This window comes from Pseudomonas sp. S2_A10 (genome assembly GCF_054668465.1).
This window is the reverse complement of record NZ_CP162773.1, coordinates 992022-1012156: the sequence shown is the minus strand read 5'-3', so window position 1 is coordinate 1012156 and position 20135 is coordinate 992022. Positions and strand designations below refer to the sequence as shown.

Sequence of the window (20135 nt, the reverse complement as noted above, 5' to 3'; positions counted from 1 at the left end):
TTCAAACCGGGGTATAGCGCAGTCCGGTAGCGCGCCTGCTTTGGGAGCAGGATGTCAGGAGTTCGAATCCCCTTACCCCGACCATATTTGGGTCGTTAGCTCAGTTGGTAGAGCAGTTGGCTTTTAACCAATTGGTCGTAGGTTCGAATCCCACACGACCCACCATTTTTGAAACCAGTTTGCGCTGGGATCGAATCTTAAGATCAGAGGCCAAAAGCGCTGATCGAAGAAGGCGATCTTTGAAAGGTCGCCTTTTTTTTACCGGGGTATAGCGCAGTCCGGTAGCGCGCCTGCTTTGGGAGCAGGATGTCAGGAGTTCGAATCCCCTTACCCCGACCATATTGAAAATCCTCGTATCGAAAGATGCGGGGATTTTTTTTGCCTGCTGAAAGGCGAATCCCTTCAAGTCGTCATACAACCTGCCGATAGCCCGCTAACACGAGGGGACTGCCAACGCTTCGCCCCTTGATCTGGCCATTACAAGAATAAGGGCGTTCGTCATGTTGCTTCGTCAGTTGAATATTGCTCCCCGGGCTGCCCTGGGATTTGCCCTGATCGCGGTGTTGGTGGCCTTGCTCGGCGTGTTTGCGCTGGGGCAGATGTCGAGCATTCGCGACAGCGAGGTGGCGGTGGAGAACCGCTGGTTGCCGAGCATCCGTGGCGGCGACGAGATCCGCGAACTGATGCTGCGCATCCGCACCATCTCCCTGCGCATGGCGCTCGATCAGGATCCGGCCAATATCGCCACCTATCGCGGCCAGATGGACACCCGCGACAAGGAACTGAGCGAGAAAATCGCCGCCTACGACAAACTGGTCGACACTGCCGAAGGTCAGCAGCTGTATGACCAGTTCAAGAAAACCTTCGCCGCCTATCGCACCGGCATCGCCCAGTCATTCACCCTTGCCGAGCAAGGCAAGCGTGACGAGTTGACCAAATTGTTGCTGGTTGACATGAAGACCGTGGTCGACGGCTCCGGCAAGCAACTCAACGATCTCGCCGATCTGTTCGCCCGCCAGGTCGCCGCCGAAAGCGAGAAGTCCGCCGCGCATTATGAAACCTCGCGGACCATCGTCAGCCTGTTCATTGGATTGGCAGCGCTGGCCACAGTGGCGCTGGCGATGTTGCTCACGCGCAGTATCGTGCGCCCGCTGAGCAGCGCTGTGGATGCCGCTGAAAGTGTCGCCAAGGGCGATCTCACGCGGCCGATCGAAACCCATGGCAACGACGAAGTCAGCCGCTTGCTCAAAGCCTTGGCGACGATGCAACAGAACCTGCGCGAGACCCTGCAAGGTATCAGCGGCTCAGCCACACAACTGGCCACCGCCGCTGACGAACTGAGCGCCGTCACTGTCGACAGCACCCAAGGCCTGCAAGAGCAGAACAACGAAATTGAACAAGCTGCCACTGCGGTCAACGAGATGACCGCTGCGGTGGAGGAGGTCGCGCGCAACGCGGTATCGACGTCCGATGCCACGCGCCAGTCCAGTCAATCAGCGCAATTGGGCCAGGAGCGCGTCAGCGAAACCGCCAGCGCGATCAATGCCCTGGCCAGTGATGTGCAAAACACCGGCGAGCTGGTGCAGTCGCTGGCCAATCAATCGCAAGACATCGGCAAGGTTCTGGACGTGATTCGCGCAATCGCTGAGCAGACCAATCTGCTGGCGCTCAACGCTGCCATCGAGGCAGCACGTGCGGGCGAAAGCGGTCGAGGTTTTGCGGTGGTAGCCGATGAGGTGCGCGCGCTGGCGTATCGCACCCAGCAATCGACGCAGGAAATCGAGCAGATGGTGCAAGGCATGCGCAGCGGTTCGAGCCAGGCGCTGGAGTCAATGCAGGCCAGCGCATCTCGTGCGGCGAGTACGCTGGTTCTCGCAGAGCGGGCAGGTGAGGCGTTGGTGACGATCACGGCGTCGGTGCACGAGATTCACGAGCGCAACCTGGTGATCGCCAGTGCGGCTGAGGAACAAGCGCAAGTAGCGCGGGAAGTTGATCGCAATCTGGTGAACATTCGCGACCTGTCGGTGCGTTCGGCTGCGGGGGCTGATCAGACCAGCGCATCGAGCCACGAACTGTCGCAACTGGCCAATGCGCTGCAGGGCATGGTGCGGCGCTTCCAGCTCTGATGAGCAGCGATTCATTGCAGGCCTTCGCCTACTGATTTGAGAACAGCACGCAACAATGTGGGAGCGAGCCTGAACTGGTCAAGTAATATTGGACACCAGTTAGGGTTTTCAGGCCGCCATTTTCTCCATGGCGACCGGTGACCGGTAGTTGTTGTAGCTATGGAGTCTGGTGTTGTTGTAGCGCATTAGGTAGCGCTGCAAATCAACCCGTGCTTCGTACTCGGAGCGGTACCCCGCTTCAGGTACCCACTCCGATTTCAGACTTCCAAAGAAACGCTCCATCGGTGCGTTGTCCCAACACTCTCCCTTGCGACTCATGCTCTGCCTCAGCCCGTGCGCTAGCAGCTCATTCCTGAATTTATGGCTGGTGTACTGGCAGCCTTGATCGGAGTGAAACAGCACGTCTTTAGGTCTGCCTCGCAACTCAACGGCCATTCGTAAGGCCTCACAGGTCAGTTCCGCATCCGAGATCATTGAAAACGCCCAACCCACCAGTCGGCGGGCGAAGAGATCCAAAACCGCAGCGAAATACATCCACCGGGTGCCGACCTTGATATACGTGACATCGGCGCACCACACCTCATTGATTGATGTGACATCGAACTGGCGCTTGAGCACGTGCGGTGCGACCAAAGCCTCTACGCCTGATGATTTGTATTTATGGCGCCGGCGCTGACGGCTAGTCACTCCGGCTTCACGCATCAAACTACGAGCCATGTACCGCCCGACTCGATGTCCTTTGGCCTGTAGTTCCCGGGAAAGGGTGCGTGCCCCGGCCGATGCTCTCGATTCCTTATGATGCTCAACCAGCATGGCTTTGAGTTTCTCCCGCTCAGGACTCACCTTGCCTTGGCGCTGACGCCAGGCATAAAAGCTGCTGCGGCAAACATCAAACACACGGCAACAGTCGTTAACGCCGTATAGCTCTGCCAGCTCATTGATCAATGAGAATGATCTTTGGCGTCCAATAGCAGCAGAGCACTGGCTTTTTTTAGGATTTCAATATCCCGGTCTTTTTGCCTGAGCAAGGCTTTGAGTTCTTGAATCTCTCGGTGGTCAGCTGTAATCGCTTTGGCCCCCACCGGCGTTGTACCCAGGCGCTCTTTGCGAACCTGGGCGACCCAGCGACGCAACGCGGTAGGGCCGATGTCTAGACTGGCACAGACTTCGGGAACCGATATCCCCTCGTCCAATACCATGCCGACAGCCTTGAGTTTGAATTCAATTGAATAAGAGTTACGCATATCCGAACACCTCAGATTTGGACGCCATCATAGCGCCTGATTGAAGTGTCCAAAATCATTAGGCCAGTTCAGCCTGCTCGCGAAGGGGCCGGATCATTCAACGACAGTGTTGACTGATCCACCGCTTTCGCGAGCAGGCTCGCTCCCACAGGTTGGCGCTTTAGTGCAGTTTCAGACGCGGTTCGGTGCCACGACCAATCTTGCTCCCCAGCATCAGCATCGCCGTGCGGAACGGGCCGTACAGTGCCATCTGGTGCATGCGGTACAGCGACACATAGAACATCCGCGCCAGCCAGCCTTCGAGCATCACGCTACCGGTCAGGTTACCCATCAAGTTACCCACAGCAGAAAAACGCGACAGCGAGATCAGCGAGCCGTAGTCGGTGTATTTGTACTCCGGCAGGGTCTTGCCTTCGATGCGCAGTTTCAGCGACTTGGCCAGCAGCGACGCCTGTTGATGCGCCGCTTGTGCCCGTGGTGGGACGTTGCGATCAGTGCCCGGTTGCGGGCACGCCGCGCAGTCACCGAAGGCAAAGATGTTTTCGTCGCGCGTGGTTTGCAGAGTCGGCAGCACTTGCAGCTGATTGATGCGGTTGGTTTCCAGACCGTCGATGTCCTTGAGGAAACCCGGTGCGCGGATGCCGGCAGCCCAGACTTTCAGGCTGGCCTTGATCTCGTTGCCATCGGCGGTGATCAGGCTGTCCGCAGTCACTTCGCTGACTGCTGCGTTGGTCATCACATTGACCCCGAGCTTCTCCAGGGTCTTGTGCACCGGCCCGCTGATGCGCTCCGGCAGGGCAGGCAGCACCCGTGGGCCGGCTTCGATCAGCGTGATGTGCATGTTTTCCGGTTTGATCCGGTCCAGACCATACGCGGCCAATTCATGGGCGGCGTTGTGCAACTCTGCCGCCAGTTCGACGCCAGTGGCGCCAGCGCCGACGATGGCCACGCTGATCTGCTCGACCACGTCGGTCTGCCCGGCGTGGGCGCGCAGATAATGGTTGAGCAATTGCTGGTGGAAGCGCTCAGCCTGTTTGCGCGTATCAAGGAACAGACAATGCTGCGCCGCGCCCTGGGTGCCGAAATCGTTGGTGGTGCTGCCGACGCTGATCACCAGCGAGTCATAAGCCACTTCACGCGCCGGCACCAGCTCGACGCCGTTTTCGTCATAGGTCGCGGCCAACTGGATTTTCTTCTGCGCGCGATCGAGCCCGCTCATGCGCCCGAGCTGGAACTCGAAGTGGTTCCATTTCGCCTGCGCGACATAGTTGAGTTCGTCTTCGGAGGAGTTCAGGGAACCGGCGGCCACTTCGTGCAGCAGCGGCTTCCAGATGTGGGTCAGGTTCGCGTCGACCAGCATCACGCTGGCCGTGCCGCGCTTGCCCAGAGTCTTACCCAGACGGGTAGCCAACTCCAGACCGCCGGCGCCGCCGCCGACAATGACAATACGATGGGACATAGGGATAACTCGCAAGGTTTTTAAAGGAAATCTTTTTCGCAGTTACCCGAGCGAGCGCCAGGCAGCTCATAGCGTCAGATAACTGATAAATCGGCTCAACAGGCCCAGACCGATGGTCACTGCCAGCACCAGCACCAGGAGCATCCACGGCCGGAAAGGCCGGCGCTCGACACGGTGTTGGGACAATTGCAGGTACTCTTCGACATGCTTTTGGTCTTCGGGGTTCAGGCGGCTGGTCATATTTGCCTCGTCAGGTAGACGTTACTGAATGAGCACAGGCTACAGCGGTTTTCAGCCCGGATTGAACGCAGCGTAGCCGCTGTCCGGGACCGGTTCGACGCACACGCTATCGTCGAGGCGAATGATGCCGCTTTGTAACACCCGGGCAGTGATCCCGCCATGCCCGCGCACGGCTTGAAACGTGCCCGGGCCGAGATTGTTCTGCAAGCGTGCGCAGGGCTGACACCAGCCAGTGGTTTCGAGTATCGCTTGCCCGATGCGAAAGCGCCGCCCCTTCAGGCTAAACAAATTGATTCCGCTTATAACGAGATTGCGCCGCAGATCTTCAGGCCGGACCGGCTCGTTATCGGGACGGCCCATCAATGCATTGATCACCGCCAAGTGCTCCCACTGAATCAGCGTCACCTGTCGCGCATTACGAACGCCCGGGCGGGCGTGGTCGCCGGTGAGCCCGGCTTCCAGCCGCGCCTCGACCGCCTCGAGCTCAAGCATCGGCCCACGGGATTCTGGACGCACACCGATCCAGCGCACACGACCGGTTTGCGGAACCTCGGCGATCAACTGCTGCAGCGGCGTCACAGGCTGATACCCACGTCGAACACAATGCTGCGGCCGAGGTTACTGCGCAGAAAGTCCGGCGCGTCGGGATGAGCAAACAGCACCCTTGCGAATGTCGGGCCGACCAGCGACAGCGAGCGCCAGCCCTGACGCAGGTATTCGGTCGGTGGCGGGAAATGACTGTTGAGGTCCAGCACTTCGCGTTTGAGGCTGGCGAAGGCGATGATGTCCAGCTCACCCAGATCCATGCCGCGTTCCTTGTAGTTGTGCGCCTTCTTGCGCAGCGTTGGCGCCAGACGCAGGAGAAATTCATTGGCCGGGATGCGTTTGGGCTTGGCTTCGCGGCGCACCAGTTGGCTCAGGGAGAACGCACTGCGCCGACGCTGCAACTCGTCGCGCCATTCATCATTGAGACGGCGGCCTTCATCGAGGACGAAAAAAACTTCGAAATTGGCATCGCGGAACAACACGTCCGGCGGCTCACCGGCCGGGGCGAATTCGTCGGCGCGGTAGGGGATGTTCAGACCTTGCAGCAGGCGCTGGCAGACCCAACGCTCACGCTCCCATTTGCGGGCATTGGACAGGAACGCATTGGCCTGCTCGGCCGCGATGGTCAGCAGGCGTAAATAATCTGAATCATCCATAAGCCCAAGCTTAGCGTCCAAATGCGACAAGCAGATAGCTTTGCATCGGCTGGTGCACATACATCGGCGGTGTAGACTGCGACAAAGCGGTAAGCCCATGGAGAAGGTGAGGGAATCATGATCGGTGCCGAACTGCTTTCAACGGCAAGCCTGACGCTCGGCTGGCTGATTTATCTACCGGTGCTGCTCTGGGCGATCATGCGTGCGCCATGGGTCGAGCTGTTCAGCGACAGTCGCCGGCAGCACTTGCTGTTCGGCACGGTGTTCGCGCTGTTTCTGCTGTGGCTGGTGCGCAGGGATTTCGACACCGGTGTGTCTTACCACTTTATCGGCATGACGGCGGTGACGCTGCTGCTCGATTGGCCGCTGGCGATCGTCGGCGGGCTGGTTGCGCAGATCGGCCTGGTGTTGTTGGGTCGACAGGATCTCGTAGCGGTCGGCGTCAATGGCGCGTTGCTGATTCTGCTGCCAGTGCTGATCACCGAATGCGTGGCGATTCTGGTCGAGCGTGCGCAGCCACGCAATCCATTCGTTTACATCTTCTGTTCCGGTTTCTTCGCCGCTGCGTTGTCAGGCCTGTTGTGCCTGATCCTCAGCCTGACGCTGCTGTGGTACGACGGCCTCTTCGCCATGCCGGAATGGCTGGAAGATTTCGTCGGCTACCTGTGGTTGCTGCTGTTTCCCGAGGCTTTTATCAACGGCATGGTCGTCAGTGCATTGGTGGTGTTCTGCCCGGAGTGGCTGGAGACCTTCAACCGCACCCGCTACCTTTCGGCGCCGTGGAAGGACGACGATCCGAAGTCTTGATCCACATCAAACCGGCCAGGCCGCAGAGATTTCATGCTCGCGCAAATCCCTTCAGGAGCAGTGGCATGGGCGTTTATGAATGGGCGCGGCAGGAAACCCGGCAGAGTCTGGAGCTGGCGCAGGAAGTGGGCTTTGACCCGGGCCTGAGTTTGCGCGCCCTGCTCAGCGCCGTGGTGCAGCAGAGCAAGGCAGTGCGCAATGCCGAAGACCTGGCCGACGAGTTGCGCTTTCTCGCGGAGAACCTCGACGACAGTCAGGACTACGGCTTTATGCGGCCCTGATCAGCGATCAGTGACGCGGATCGAAATCGCCGGAAAACAGCTCGTCCTCGGCATCCGGGGCGACCGGAATCTTGTGTTCTTCCGAGGCCCAGGCGCCGAGGTCGATCAGTTTGCAGCGATCGGAGCAAAACGGACGGAATTTGTTCGCCGGGGTGAATTCGACGGGGGCGCCGCAGGTTGGGCATTCAACGGTTGGAATCTGGCTCATGCTTGGCCTCCGGATAAAGTCAGATAAAAGTGATGCAGACGCTCGACCTCGCTGTGCAGCCAGGCGAGGTCGCGGTCATTGACGATCACGTCGTCGGCACGGCTCACGCGATCTTCACGGCTCGATTGCGCCTTGAGGATCGCCTGCACCTGCGCTTCGCTGGTCTGGTCACGTTGCAAGGTGCGTTCGATCTGCAGTTGTTGCGGCGCATCGATGACCAGAATGCGCTGGGTCATCGCGTATTGCCCGGACTCGATCAGCAACGGTGACACCAGAATCGCGTAAGGCGATTTTGCCTGCGCCAGATGATCATCGATTTCTTCGCCGATCAACGGATGCAGCAGCGCTTCGAGCCAACGCCGCTGTTCAGGGTCTTCAAAAATCAGTTTGCGCAGGGCGGCACGGTCCAGTGTGCCGTCGGCCTGCAACACGCCGGAACCGAAATGCTCGGCGATTTTCGCCAGCGCCGGACGCCCCGGCTCGACTACCCAGCGCGCCGCATGATCAGCGTCCACCACGTGCACGCCGAGGTCGATGAAGTGCTGCGCCGCCGCGCTTTTGCCGCTGCCGATGCCGCCGGTCAGGCCGAGGATCCAGGGTTTTTCCACAGGGGTATTCATTTCAAACCGACAGACTGCCAATAGAAGTCGGTTATTTGACCACCCCAGAGCAAGGCAATCCAGCCGGCAATTGCCAGAAAGGGTCCGAAGGGGATCGGCGTCGAGGTTGCCTGGGCGCGCAGACGCAGCATGACGACGCCCAAAATCGCTCCCACCAAGGATGACAACAGAATTGTCAGCGGCAGAATCTGCCAGCCACCCCAAGCGCCAAGCAAGGCCAACAGCTTGAAATCGCCATGACCGATGCCGTCCTTGCCGGTGAGCAGTTTGAACAGCCAGAACACCGACCACAGCGCCAGATAACCCGCGACTGCGCCCCACAATGCATCGGGCAACGCCACGAACACGCCGAAGCTGTTGACGATCAGCCCCAGCCACAGCAGCGGCAGCACCAGCACATCGGGCAGCAGCTGATGTTCGCAGTCGATCAGACTCATCGCCAGCAAGCCCCACGTCAGCAAAATCAGCAAGCCGGCCGGCCAGCCGAAGCCCAGATGCCAGGCGATGAATGCCGACAGCAGGCCGCAGGCCAGTTCGGTCAGCGGGTAACGTTTACTGATCGGCGCCGAACAGGCCGAGCAGCGCCCGCGCAGCAGCAGATAACTGAGCAGCGGAATGTTTTCCCAAGGGCGGATCCGGTGTCCGCAATGCGGGCACGCGGAGTGCGGCAGCATCAGGTTGTAGGTCGGCACAGGCGTTTCAGTAGGCAGGCCGAGCACATCATGGGCCTGCTGGCGCCAGTCGCGCTCGAGCATTTTCGGCAAGCGCCAGACCACAACATTGAGGAAGCTGCCGACCACCAGCCCGAGCAGCAGCGCGCTGACCACAAAGGCCCGCGGATACACAGCAAACAGTTCTTCGATAGGCATGTCAGATCGCTGAGCCGAGTTGGAAGATCGGCAGGTACATGGCCACCACCAGTCCACCGACGATGACCCCCAGCACCACCATGATGAACGGCTCCATCAGGCTGGTGAGGTTGTCGACCATGTTATCGACTTCCGCTTCATAAAAACCGGCGACCTTGTCGAGCATGTCATCCAGCGCGCCCGATTCCTCGCCGATGGCGGTCATCTGCACTGCCATGTTCGGAAACACACCGGTGCTGCGCATTGAGAAATTGAGCTGCATGCCGGTCGAGACGTCCTGCCGCACCCGCAACACCGCGCGCTTGAACACCACATTGCCGGTGGCACCGGCGACCGAATCCAGCGCTTCCACCAGCGGCACACCGGCTGCGAATGTGGTCGACAGGGTGCGGGCAAAACGTGCGACGGCGGACTTGTACATCAAGGTGCCCACCAGTGGCAGCTTCAACAGCCAGGCATCGCGGCGGTCACGCAGGGCCTGCGATGTCTTCAGCGCGTGGCGAGTGCCGAAAAACACCGCCACCAGCGCAAAAAGAATGGCCCACCACCACTGCTGCATGAATTCCGACAGGCTGATGATCATCAGGGTGAAGCCCGGCAGTTCGGCGCCGAACCCGGAAAACACCGACTGGAACTGCGGCACCACTTTGACCAGCAGAATGCCTGTTACCACTGCCGCCACCAGCACCACGGCGGTGGGATAGGTCATGGCTTTTTTGATCTTGGCCTTGAGCGCTTCGCTTTTTTCCTTATAGGTCGCCACACGTTCAAGCAAGGTGTCGAGGGCGCCAGACTGTTCGCCGGCGTCGACCAGATTGCAGTACAACTCGTCGAAGTATTGTGGTTTCTTGCGCAGGGCCGTAGCGAAGCTGTTACCGGCCGCGACCTCCTGTTTGACCTCGTCGACCAGTTTGCGCATGGCCGGATTTTCGAAGCCTTCGCCGATGATGTCGAAGGACTGCAACAGCGGTACACCGGCCTTCATCATCGTTGCCATCTGCCGGGTGAACAGGGCGATGTCCTGCGGTTTGATGCGTTTGCCGAAGGTCAGCAGGGACGCGGATTTCTTGCGCACCTTGCCCGGGTTGATCCCCTGTTTGCGCAGTTGCGCCTTGATCAGTGCGGGGTTCTGTCCGCTCAACTCGCCGCTGACTTTACTGCCTTTGCGGTCCGTGCCTTCCCAGGCGTAAATGCTGACTTTCGCTGCCTTGACCGCCATGTTCAATCCTTGGTGACCCGGTTGATTTCCTCAAGGCTGGTGATGCCTTGCATGGCCTTGTGCAGCCCGGAAGTGCGCAGATCGGCGAAACCGTCGCGACGCATCTGGATGTCGATTTCCAGCGAATTGCCCTCGGCCATGATCAGCCGCTGCAGGTCCGGTGTGTTCTTTACCACTTCATAAATCCCCACGCGTCCTTTGTAACCGCCGTTGCAGTGATCGCAACCGACCGGCTCGTAGATCGTGAAATGGCCGATGCGTTCCTCGGGGAAGCCTTCCTTGAGCAAGGTCTCGTGCGGGATTTCCAGCGGCCGCTTGCAGTGCGCGCACAATTTGCGCGCCAGCCGCTGGGCGATGATCAGGCTGACCGAGGTGGCAATGTTGAAACCGGGAATGCCCATGTTGTGCAGGCGTGTCAGGGTTTCCGCCGCGCTGTTGGTGTGCAGGGTAGATAGCACCAGGTGTCCGGTCTGCGCAGCCTTGATTGCGATCTCGGCGGTTTCCAGATCGCGGATCTCGCCGACCATGATCACGTCCGGGTCCTGACGCAGAAACGAGCGCAGCGCTTGGGCAAAGTCCAGCCCTTGGCGGGGATTGACGTTGACCTGATTGATGCCTTCCATGTTGATTTCCACCGGGTCTTCGGCGGTGGAAATATTGATGTCGACGGTGTTGAGGATGTTCAGCCCGGTGTACAGCGACACGGTTTTACCGGAGCCGGTGGGGCCGGTGACCAGAATCATCCCTTGCGGCTGTTTCAGCGCGGCGAGGTACAAGGCTTTTTGTTCGGCTTCGTAACCCAGTGCGTCGATGCCCATTTGTGCACTGGACGGGTCGAGAATCCGGATCACTACTTTTTCGCCCCACAGAGTCGGCAGGGTGTTGACGCGGAAATCGATGGATTTGCTTTTCGACAGGCGCATTTTGATGCGGCCGTCCTGAGGTTTGCGCCGTTCCGAGATATCCAGACTGGCCATTACCTTCAAGCGCGCGGCAATGCGCCCGGCCAACTGGATCGGCGGCTTGGCCACCTCGCGCAGCATGCCGTCGGTGCGCATGCGCACCCGATAGTTTTTTTCGTAGGGTTCGAAATGCAGGTCGGAAGAGCCGCTTTTGATCGCATCGAGCAGCATCTTGTGCACAAAACGTACGACCGGGGCGTCGTCGGCATCGAGGCCGCCGATCACGTCCTGTTTGTTGTCATCAATGGACTCGACGTCGAGGCCGTCGAGATCGACATCGGCCATTTCCTCCAGGCCCGAGGCATGGCTGTCGAAGAACTTGTCGATGGCGTCGCTGAGCTTGTCGTCCTCCACCAGAATCGCTTCGGTGCTCAGGCCGGTGCTGAACTGGATGTCGCTGATCGCCTGCTGATTGCTTGGGTCGGAAAGGCCCACGAACAGTTTGTTGCCGCGCCGCCAGAGGGGCAGGGCGCAGTGCTGGCGAACCAGTTTCTCACTGACCAGACCCTTGGGCTGAGTCTCTTTGTCGAGGCAATGCAGATCGAGCAGGGCCATGCCGAAATGTTCCGAGGCGATCTCGGCAATTTGCCGGCTGTTGACCAGTTTGTTGTGCACCAGGTAATTGACCAGCGACACGCGATTGCGCTGGGCCTGCGCCCAGGATTGCCGGGCGCTTGTTTCCGTGAGCAGTTCGGCCTGGACCAATTGCTTGGCCAGACCGCTCAGAGCGATGTCATTCATGGGGATTCCGCACGCTTGCCGTTCATGACTTATAGCCTAGTCAAGTGACAGCGCCAAACACGGCCGGTGCAGGTGACAAAAAGTGTCAGATAGTGCGATTGCCGGTTGTAGGAAACGGCGTTGGGGAATGAGCGCGCCCAGCAGACGGGGGCAAATGGGCGTTGGCATGGGCTGTGCTGGGCCTTGTTCAGATCATGAGATTTCGACTCATGCATGGAGCGTGTCTATGAAAAAACAACAAGGCTTTACATTGATCGAGCTGCTGATCGTTGTGGCGATCATCGGCATTCTGGCGACTATCGCCCTGCCGCAGTATTCGAAGTATCAGGCGCGGTCGAAGGTGACGGCGGGGCTGGCGGAGATCAGCGCGATGAAGGTGCCGTTTGAAGACCTGATCAATCAGGGGACAAATCCAAGCTTGGCGGCGGTGAAAGGCGATAACGTCACCACTACCTCCAATTGCGCTCTGACTGCCTCAGGTACCGCTGCAGACGGAGCTGGAACGATTGTATGTACGTTGGCCAACGCGCCAGCGCCTGTATTGGGCAAAACCATCACGCTGACTCGTACGGCGGCCGGCGGCTGGAGTTGTGGCACTACGGTCGCTCCTGACTACTCGCCAAAAGGCTGCGCTGCCAGTGGGACTTGATCCATTTGTTGCACCCAGAATGCCCCGCATCGCGGGGCATTTTCATACCCTGACCACTTAACAAAAGCTCCAATAATTTCAGCAGCTTATGAACTTTCCAAAAAACCGCAACTTGCATGCGAAGATTGAGCGAGTCATGCATTTTGCATGAAAATGAAAATTGGCATTTTTCATAACTCATTGTTTTTAAAAGAATTTATATGGCAAAAAAAGTTGGCACAGCGTTCGCAATATATCCGGTAACCCTGCTGACAAGCGTTACAGCAGACTTCCAGTAAAAACAGGAGTTACTCGTATGAAGAAGTTCGCTATCACTGCCGCTGCTACCGCTCTGACCCTGACCATGGCTGGTGGCGCTTTCGCCCAGTCCGCTCAGGCTACCCAGTCGCCAATGGTTCTGGCTGCTGGTGAAATGACCAAGGCTAAAGAAGAGACTTCCGATACCTGGATCACCACCAAGGTCAAAGCTGATCTGGTCACCGAAAAAGGCATTCCAGGCACTGATATCAAAGTCGAAACCAACAAGGGTGTAGTTTCCCTGTCGTCGACCACTGCGGTAACCGAGTCGCAGAAAGAAGTCGCCGTAGGCATCGCCAAGAAAATCAAAGGCGTTAAAGCGGTCTCCGCTGACGGCCTGAAAGCCGAGTAAGGCAAGACTTCTCGCCTGAACCGGGAGAAGACGCGACAGACGGGCCGAGCAATACGTCTGCCGCAACTTTAGAGTTCATGCGAACGGTCACACGGATGTGACCATTACAGGCCCCGGCACTTGTGCCGGGGCCTGTTCTATTTTGGGCAATACCAATGTGGGAGCGAGCCTGCTCGCGAATGCGTAGTGTCAGCCGACAAGTTCGTCAGTAGACAGACCGTATTCGCGAGCAGGCTCGCTCCCACAGGGTGAATTTCGTTCGGCTTAGTTACCGCGTTTGCTGTTGATCTGCCTCAAGCGATTACCTTCAAAGCGCAGGTACTGGTACATGCCGTTGTTCGGCCCGTAGGTCCATTCCTCGACCTGAAACTCTTCGCGGCGATTGGTACTGCGCTTGTAGCCGAGCACATCGCGGCTGACCGGCTCGCCGCATTTTTGCAGCACTTCGCTGGCGCGGTCGCCGAGGCTGATCAATTGGCTGCCGCAGCGCAATGTATCCGAAGCCGACGCATGGCCGGCGGCGCACGTGAGAGCGAGCGCCATCAACCAGTTACGCACGGTCATTCGGCATCCAGGTGCATTTGCGTGACCACGCGGCCATCGCTTTCGGCCTCGCCGAGGTTGGCGTCGATGAAATACACGCGGTCATCCTCGAGCTTGCCCTTGTCGACCAGGTAATCCTTGATGGTGCTGGCGCGGTCCTGGCCCAACTGGCGCAACAGCACCTCGCTGCCACTCCAGAATGCGATCACGCCCTGGCGCATATTCGCCGTGCGTTCTTCCTTGCCCAGATCTTTCCATTCTGCCGGTGGCTGGGTTTTCAGGCGGGTGCGGTAGATGCCTTCGAGCAACGCGCCTTTCTCGCTTTCGGGCACTTGCAGCAGCGAGGCCTGGGCCGGAACTTTGTCGCCACGGCGCTGGAGCATCTTGTAGTAGTTGTACTGATATTCGCGTTCCAGACGTTGCTCGGCCAGCAGTGGCCCATCGCTGCTCTTCGCAGCAGTGCCTTCGATTTCCAGGCGCAGCGCCGGACGTTCCTTGAGTGCCTGCGACAGTTTCACCAGCGCCGCTTCGGCGTCTTTGCTCAGATCGCTGGAGCCCGGCGCGAAGGACACCGTGCCGAGGTCTTCGGAGCCGCCGCCACTGACCAGCCCGCCGATCATTTTGAACGGTGCGGCGGCCGCTTTGACGATCAAATTGCGCAGGGTTTGCCAGACGATCGGCATCACGCTGAACTGTGGATTATTCAGGTCGCCGGTCACCGGCAATTCGATGGAGATCTTGCCGTCGACGTCCTTGAGCAGGGCGATCGCCAGTTTCAGCGGCAGACTCACTGCATCAGGGCTGTCGACCTTCTCGCCCAGTTGCAGCTGCTCGACGACGACTTTGTTCTCGGCTTTCAGCTGGCCTTTGGTGATCAGGTAGTGCAGATCGAGGTTGAGCCGGCCCTTGCGGATGCGGTAGCCGGCGAATTTGCCGGAGTAGGGCGTCAGGGTCGTCAGTTCGACGCGCTTGAAGCTGGTGGCGATGTCGAGGCTGGCCATCGGGTCGAACGGATTGACCGCCCCCTTGATGGTCACCGGCGCATAGCGGTCGACCTTGCCTTTGATATCGACGCTGGCCGGTTTTGCCTGACGGCTGTCGATGGTGCCGATCTGACCGTTGAGCTGCTGCACGGCGGTGGCGAAATTCGGCGTCAGGCTGAAGTCGGCGAAGTTGGCCGAGCCGTCGTTGATCGCAATCGCACCGATGTGAATGCCCAGTGGTTTGTCCTTGCCGGGCGGTTTGGCTCCGGCAGGTTTGGCACCGCTGTCGGCCGGTTGCGGGATCAGCAGGTCGTCGACGTTGGTGGTGCGATCGTCGTTGATCATGAAGCGCACATACGGCTGCAACAGGTTGACCTTGTCAATCGACAGGCTGTCGCCGTGCTGATAATTGATGCCGTCGACCACGACTTGCTGCCATTTGAGGAAGTCGCGGGTCTTCAGCGTATCGAGGGTGTGCAGTTGATCGATCTGCGCGCGGCCGGTGACGCTGAGGGCCAGTGGTTCGGTGCTTTTCAGGTTGACCTTGAGGTCACTGCCGAGCATGCCGCTGCGCAGTTCCAGGCGAATGAACGGGTTGATATAGGACTGCGCGACACGCAGGTCGACGTCCTGGGTTTTCACGTTGAGCTGCGCGTTGACCGGGGCCAGATTGACCGTGCCGTCGGCGCTGATCTTGCCTTGCTTGCCCAGACCGCTGTCGAGCTTGAGCTTGAAAGGCGAGCCGTTGAGGCTGTCGAAATCCTGCAGGTCGACGTTCAGCGGGGTGATGTCCAGCGCCACCGCCGGTTGCGCCGAGCGGTCAGCGAGATGGACCGTGTAGTTGCGCAGTTGCACATCCTTGACCAGCACCTGCCATGGCTTGCTCGGGGCGCTTGGCTCAGGTTTCGGCGAGTCGGCGGCGGCCGGTGTATCCGCCGGTTCGGCAGCGGCTTTGGCAGCCGGTTTCGACGGCTGGCTGGCGAACAGCTTCTGCCAGTCCAGTTGGCCGTCAGCTTCCAGCGCCGCCCAGGTTTCCAGTTTGTTGCTGCGGATCTTGCCGACCACCACTTGCTGCTTGGCCAGGTCCAGCGAGGTTTCGCTGACGTCGAGGCGTTCGAGCCTGGCCAGCGGACGTCCGTCCGGAGCCTTGATGGCGAACGGCGCAATGCTCACCGCGACGTTGTTCAGCAGCAGTTCGGTCTGTTTCGACAGGTTGAGTTTGTACTCGGTGCTGAGGCTGACCACGCCGTTTTCCAGCACTAGCGGCACGGCGTCGCGCACGTAGGGCCAGAAGGATTTCATCTGGCCATCGGTGACTTTCAGGGTGCCTTCGGAGGTGAACGGGATCAGGCTGAAATTGCCGGTCCAGTCGATCCGCCCGCCAGCGGGGCCGATGGCGACGAGGGTCATGTCGGCGCTGTCCTCGGGCAGGGTACTGAGGTTTTTCAGCTCGAAACTGAGGTCGTCGTAAAGAAATTCGATCGGCTCGCTGGGCCGCATATCCTCGAAATGCACCACGCCGCCGGCCAGTTTGATGTTGTCGATACGCAGCGGGAATGGCTTGGCGTCGGGATCGGCGGGTGTCGGCTCGCTCGGCGGCACGTTGAACAGGCCGAGCAGGTTGAGCTTGCCGTCCTTGGCGAAGAGGATTTCGCTTTTGGGTTTGTCCAGTTCGATGTCGGACAGATGCAGCGCTTTGGTCCACAGGCTGTCGATTTGCAGGTTGGCATAGAGGCGATCGAAGCCGACCTGCTCCTTGCCCGGCTCGCCGATGACCAGCCCCCACAGGGTGACCTCAAGGCTGAAGGGGTTGAGTTCGATGCGCTGCAGATGCGCCGGCACCGTCGCGTAGTTCGCCAGTTGCTGGTTGGCCACGCGCAAGGCAATGCCCGGCAGGATCAGAAACCCCAGCAGGCTGTAGAGGGCCAGGGCTGTCAGCAGTGCGCCAATCGCGCGAATCAATCCTTTGGGCATGTGCGGCTTCATCTGTCTGAATCGGAGTGCCTTGGAGTATGGCACGCGATTCTGGTTCCGAAGTGCTTGATGTGGGACAGGATTGTTCAGAAATTTCTGTAGGAACAGATACCCATTGTAGGAGTGAGCCTGCTCGCGAATGCGCTGGTTCAGTGAAAAACAAGTCGACTGACACTGCGCTTTCGCGAGCAGGCTCGCTCCCACAGGGAAATGTAATCGCTCATGCTTGATGGATTAGAGCTGCAAAATCAGCGTCTTCAACGGTGGCTGCTGGTCCCGCGAGGGGAAGTCCGCACCCGGGGTCATCACGCTCCATTCGCGCACCGGGCGGCCGGCCTTTTCGGCGCAGCGCAGCACTTGTTCGCGCCAGTCTTCCATGCTGACTTTCGCCAGGTTGTTGCAGCAGATCAGTACGCCATTGTCGGCGGTGGCCAGCAGCGCGGGTTTGAGCAGGCTCTGATAATCGCGCAGCAGATCGACGGTGCCGAACGCACTTTTGGCCCACGCCGGCGGGTCGAGCAGGACCAGATCGTATTGGCGCTGTTCGACGCGCTGATAGCTCGGCAGCTTCTGCCCGCGCCGCTGGCTGATCGGCAGGCCGGCGAGCTGGCGGATCGCCGGAAAGTAATCGGACTGAATGAATTGCATCTCCGGCAGTTGCGGGTTGAGCAATCCATTCTCGCGACCGACCGCCAGATTGCCCTCGGCAAAGTCCAGGTTGCACACCTCGCGCGCACCGCCTGCCGCAGCACTGAGACCAACGCCACAGGTGTAGGCGAAGAGGTTGAGCACGCTTTTGCCTTGCGCGTGGTCCTTGACCCAGCCACGGGTGTTGCGCAGGTCGAGGAACAGCAGCGGATCCTGCCCGGCATGACGCCCGCGCACTCGATAGTTCAGACCCCATTCATGCCCGACCAGATCGGCCAGTGCAGCGTCATCGGCGTTATAGACGCTGTCTTCGCGATCGATCCGCGAGTTGCCATGGGAACGGTCGTTGTAGACCAGCAGGCTGTCGAAGCCCAGCGTCTGGTTGACCATGGCATGCAGTTGCAGCAGGTCGTCACGTTCGAGCGTCTGGTGAAAACTCTGTACCAGCAATTGCGGGCCGTAGCGGTCGATGGTCAGGCCGCCGGCGCCTTCCTGGCTGCCGTGGAACAGCCGATAGCAATCGGTGCCCTGGCTGTGCAGCACAGCGAGCAGGTCCTGGCGTTGATCGAGGGCGGCGCGCAGCGCCTGATTCAAGGAAGACATGCGGGCGCCTTGCTGAAAAAACGCGAAGCTTAGCAGTCGCGGAGCTACAAGCGGCAAGTTTCTAGCTGCAAGCTAAAAGCGAAAAGCGAAAAGCTGCGCGGACCGCTTTAGCTTGCAGCTTGTAGCTAGAAACTTGCAGCTCTCAAGTATTGAGCCGTTTATCAACGAGGTCCTGCACCACACTTGGATCAGCCAGAGTCGAAGTATCGCCCAGACTGTCGAGCTCATTGCAGGCAATCTTGCGCAGAATACGCCGCATGATCTTGCCCGAACGGGTCTTTGGTAGCGCCGGCGCCCACTGGATCAGGTCCGGTTTGGCGAAGCTGCCGATCTCCTTGCTGACATGCGCCAGCAGGTCTTTCTTCAGCTCTTCGTTGGCCTCGGTGCCGTTCATTGGCGTCACGAATGCGTAGATGCCCTGGCCTTTGACGTCGTGGGGATAACCGACCACGGCGGCTTCGGCGATGCTGTCGTGCAGCACCAGGGCGCTTTCCACTTCGGCGGTGCCGATGCGGTGGCCGGAGACGTTGATCACATCGTCGATGCGTCCGGTAATCCAGTAATCGCCGTCCTCGTCACGGCGGGCGCCGTCGCCGGTGAAGTAATAGCCGGGGTAGGGTTTGAAGTAGGTGTCGATCATCCGCTGCGGATCGCCGTAGACGCTGCGAATCTGCGCCGGCCAGCTGGATTTGATCGCCAGCACGCCGCTGCCGGCGCCTTTGATTTCCTTGCCGGCTTCGTCAAGCAATACCGGTTGCACGCCGAACATCGGTTGCGTCGCGCAGCCGGGTTTGATCCGTTGGGCGCTGACCAGCGGGCTGAGCATGATGCCGCCGGTTTCGGTCTGCCACCAGGTGTCGACGATCGGGCAGCGCTGTTCACCGACAGCATTGAAATACCATTCCCACGCTTCCGGGTTGATTGGCTCACCGACGCTGCCGAGCAATCTGAGGCTGGCGCGTGAAGTTTCCTTCAATGGTCCGGCGCCTTCGCGCATCAGCGCGCGCAGGGCGGTGGGTGCGGTGTAGAAAATGTTGACCTTGTGCTTGTCGATGACCTGCCAGAAGCGCGAACTGCTCGGGTAGCTCGGCACGCCTTCGAACATCAGTGTGGTCGCACCGTTGGCCAGCGGCCCGTAGACGATGTAACTGTGGCCGGTGACCCAGCCGACGTCGGCGGTGCACCAGAACACTTCGCCGTCGCGGTAGTCGAGCACATATTTGAAGGTCATCGCCGCTTGCAGCAGATAGCCGCCGGTAGTGTGCAGCACGCCTTTGGGTTTGCCGGTGCTGCCGGAGGTGTAGAGGATGAACAGCGGATCTTCGGCGTCCATCGGTTCCGGCGGGCAGTCGTCGCTGACCTCGCGCACCGCCTGGTGGTACCACAGGTCACGGCCCTCGACCCAGTCGACCTGGCCCTGAGTGCGCTCTACCACCACCACGGTGCTGACGTTCGGGCAACTTTGCAGGGCTTTGTCGACGTTGTTTTTCAGCGGCACGAAGCGGCCGCCGCGCACGCCTTCATCGGCGGTGATCACGGTACGGCAGTCGGCGTCGAGAATTCGATCACGCAGGGAATCCGGGGAAAATCCGCCGAACACCACCGAATGAATCGCGCCGATTCGCGCGCAGGCGAGCATGGCGTAGGCGGCTTCGGGGATCATCGGCATGTAGATGCACACCCGGTCGCCTTTCTTTACGCCACGGCTTTTCAGCACGTTGGCCAAACGGCAGACGTGGTGATGGAGTTTGTTGTAAGTGATCTGCGCCGATTCGGCTGGGTCGTCGCCTTCCCAGAGCAGGGCGGTCTGCTCGCCGCGTTGCTTGAGGTGACGGTCGATGCAGTTGTAGCTGACGTTGAGCTTGCCGCCGGCAAACCAGGCGGCTTCTCCGGTTTTCAGGTCATAGCGCTGAACGGTCTGCCACGGCGTGCTCCAATCGAGGAAACGCGTGGCCTGCTCGGCCCAGAAGGCACTGGGGTGTTCAATCGATTCGCGGTACAGGCGCCGATACTCGTCCTGGCTCAACTGAGCGGCCTGGCGCACGGCATCGGCTTTGGGGAACGTGCTGATATCGAACATGACGGTTCCTTATTCTTGTGGTGCGACA

The 20135-nt window shown here is 59.6% G+C and carries 20 protein-coding genes and 3 tRNA genes; 8 read left to right on the top strand and 15 right to left on the bottom strand.

Annotation, left to right across the window (positions count from 1 at the left end):
• The first annotated feature begins 7 nt into the window (after positions 1-7).
• The 4 genes from AB4N41_RS04645 (at position 8) to AB4N41_RS04630 (ending at position 2126) form a co-directional block, all read left to right on the top strand.
• Positions 8-84 (top strand) — tRNA-Pro (locus tag AB4N41_RS04645).
• Positions 85-89: 5 nt separating this feature from the next.
• Positions 90-165, top strand: a tRNA-Lys gene (locus AB4N41_RS04640).
• Positions 166-262: 97 nt separating this feature from the next.
• A tRNA-Pro gene (locus tag AB4N41_RS04635) sits at positions 263-339 on the top strand.
• 161 nt (positions 340-500) lie between these two features.
• Entirely contained in the window at positions 501-2126 is a 1626-nt protein-coding gene (locus AB4N41_RS04630; protein WP_041477812.1) for a methyl-accepting chemotaxis protein, read from the top strand.
• Positions 2127-2234: 108 nt separating this feature from the next.
• On the opposite strand, the gene AB4N41_RS04625 is transcribed toward AB4N41_RS04630, so the two are convergent.
• The 6 genes from AB4N41_RS04625 to AB4N41_RS04600 form a co-directional block, all read right to left on the bottom strand.
• The gene (locus AB4N41_RS04625) at positions 2235-3071 is read right to left on the bottom strand and encodes an IS3 family transposase (protein ID WP_041475818.1); all 837 of its coding nucleotides are present in this window, start codon (positions 3069-3071) and stop codon (positions 2235-2237) included.
• Positions 3068-3370 (bottom strand): transposase, encoded by a 303-nt coding sequence (locus tag AB4N41_RS04620; RefSeq protein WP_252876575.1) that lies wholly within the window; start codon positions 3368-3370, stop codon positions 3068-3070. The genes AB4N41_RS04625 and AB4N41_RS04620 overlap by 4 nt, the downstream gene beginning before the upstream one ends.
• A 160-nt stretch (positions 3371-3530) precedes the next feature.
• Positions 3531-4829, bottom strand: coding sequence for an NAD(P)/FAD-dependent oxidoreductase (locus tag AB4N41_RS04615; RefSeq protein ID WP_016773144.1), 1299 nt, complete (start codon positions 4827-4829; stop codon positions 3531-3533).
• A 66-nt stretch (positions 4830-4895) separates the two neighbouring features.
• Positions 4896-5069, bottom strand: a complete 174-nt coding sequence (locus tag AB4N41_RS04610; RefSeq protein ID WP_007909875.1) for a DUF3094 domain-containing protein — start codon at positions 5067-5069, stop codon at positions 4896-4898.
• A 51-nt stretch (positions 5070-5120) separates the two neighbouring features.
• Positions 5121-5648, bottom strand: a complete 528-nt coding sequence (locus AB4N41_RS04605) for an MOSC domain-containing protein (protein ID WP_252876916.1) — start codon at positions 5646-5648, stop codon at positions 5121-5123.
• Positions 5645-6271, bottom strand: a complete 627-nt coding sequence (locus AB4N41_RS04600; protein ID WP_007909887.1) for a DUF1780 domain-containing protein — start codon at positions 6269-6271, stop codon at positions 5645-5647. The genes AB4N41_RS04605 and AB4N41_RS04600 overlap by 4 nt, the downstream gene beginning before the upstream one ends.
• Positions 6272-6388: 117 nt before the next feature.
• Here AB4N41_RS04600 and AB4N41_RS04595 point away from each other — a divergent pair, with 117 nt between their 5' ends.
• Both AB4N41_RS04595 and AB4N41_RS04590 read left to right on the top strand, forming a co-directional pair.
• Entirely contained in the window at positions 6389-7078 is a 690-nt protein-coding gene (locus AB4N41_RS04595; protein ID WP_236168695.1) for an energy-coupling factor ABC transporter permease, read from the top strand.
• A 65-nt stretch (positions 7079-7143) separates the two neighbouring features.
• Positions 7144-7359 carry a hypothetical protein gene (locus AB4N41_RS04590; protein WP_016773148.1) on the top strand — a complete coding sequence of 72 codons (216 nt, stop codon included), beginning with the start codon at positions 7144-7146 and terminating at the stop codon, positions 7357-7359.
• Between the two features lie 7 nt (positions 7360-7366).
• On the opposite strand, the gene yacG is transcribed toward AB4N41_RS04590, so the two are convergent.
• Genes yacG through pilB form a run of 5 tightly spaced genes read right to left on the bottom strand, consistent with a single transcriptional unit; the run spans position 7367 to position 11978 of the window.
• Complete coding sequence (yacG, locus tag AB4N41_RS04585) at positions 7367-7567, bottom strand: DNA gyrase inhibitor YacG (RefSeq protein WP_016773149.1); 201 nt, start codon at positions 7565-7567, stop codon at positions 7367-7369.
• Positions 7564-8187 carry a dephospho-CoA kinase gene (gene coaE / locus AB4N41_RS04580; protein ID WP_252876915.1) on the bottom strand — a complete coding sequence of 208 codons (624 nt, stop codon included), beginning with the start codon at positions 8185-8187 and terminating at the stop codon, positions 7564-7566. The genes yacG and coaE overlap by 4 nt, the downstream gene beginning before the upstream one ends.
• On the bottom strand, positions 8184-9056 hold the full coding sequence (locus tag AB4N41_RS04575; protein WP_252876914.1) for a prepilin peptidase: 873 nt from the start codon (positions 9054-9056) through the stop codon (positions 8184-8186). Before AB4N41_RS04575 ends, coaE begins: the two co-directional genes overlap by 4 nt.
• Before the next feature lies 1 nt (position 9057).
• On the bottom strand, positions 9058-10275 hold the full coding sequence (locus tag AB4N41_RS04570; protein ID WP_252876913.1) for a type II secretion system F family protein: 1218 nt from the start codon (positions 10273-10275) through the stop codon (positions 9058-9060).
• A gap of 2 nt (positions 10276-10277) precedes the next feature.
• Positions 10278-11978 carry a type IV-A pilus assembly ATPase PilB gene (pilB, locus tag AB4N41_RS04565; protein ID WP_056790439.1) on the bottom strand — a complete coding sequence of 567 codons (1701 nt, stop codon included), beginning with the start codon at positions 11976-11978 and terminating at the stop codon, positions 10278-10280.
• 226 nt (positions 11979-12204) lie between these two features.
• Between pilB and AB4N41_RS04560 the strand changes: the two genes are divergently transcribed.
• Together AB4N41_RS04560 and AB4N41_RS04555 are read left to right on the top strand one after the other, a co-directional pair.
• Entirely contained in the window at positions 12205-12627 is a 423-nt protein-coding gene (locus AB4N41_RS04560; RefSeq protein WP_252876912.1) for a pilin, read from the top strand.
• 295 nt (positions 12628-12922) lie between these two features.
• Complete coding sequence (locus AB4N41_RS04555; protein ID WP_071173629.1) at positions 12923-13276, top strand: BON domain-containing protein; 354 nt, start codon at positions 12923-12925, stop codon at positions 13274-13276.
• 264 nt (positions 13277-13540) lie between these two features.
• On the opposite strand, the gene AB4N41_RS04550 is transcribed toward AB4N41_RS04555, so the two are convergent.
• The 4 genes from AB4N41_RS04550 to acs form a co-directional block, all read right to left on the bottom strand.
• Positions 13541-13840, bottom strand: coding sequence for a DUF2845 domain-containing protein (locus tag AB4N41_RS04550; RefSeq protein WP_252876911.1), 300 nt, complete (start codon positions 13838-13840; stop codon positions 13541-13543).
• Positions 13837-16788 carry a DUF748 domain-containing protein gene (locus AB4N41_RS04545; RefSeq protein ID WP_252876910.1) on the bottom strand — a complete coding sequence of 984 codons (2952 nt, stop codon included), beginning with the start codon at positions 16786-16788 and terminating at the stop codon, positions 13837-13839. Before AB4N41_RS04545 ends, AB4N41_RS04550 begins: the two co-directional genes overlap by 4 nt.
• Before the next feature lie 222 nt (positions 16789-17010).
• Positions 17011-18027 (bottom strand): class I SAM-dependent rRNA methyltransferase, encoded by a 1017-nt coding sequence (locus AB4N41_RS04540; RefSeq protein WP_252876909.1) that lies wholly within the window; start codon positions 18025-18027, stop codon positions 17011-17013.
• Positions 18028-18169: 142 nt separating this feature from the next.
• Positions 18170-20107 carry an acetate--CoA ligase gene (acs, locus tag AB4N41_RS04535; RefSeq protein ID WP_041477824.1) on the bottom strand — a complete coding sequence of 646 codons (1938 nt, stop codon included), beginning with the start codon at positions 20105-20107 and terminating at the stop codon, positions 18170-18172.
• Positions 20108-20135: the final 28 nt, after the last annotated feature.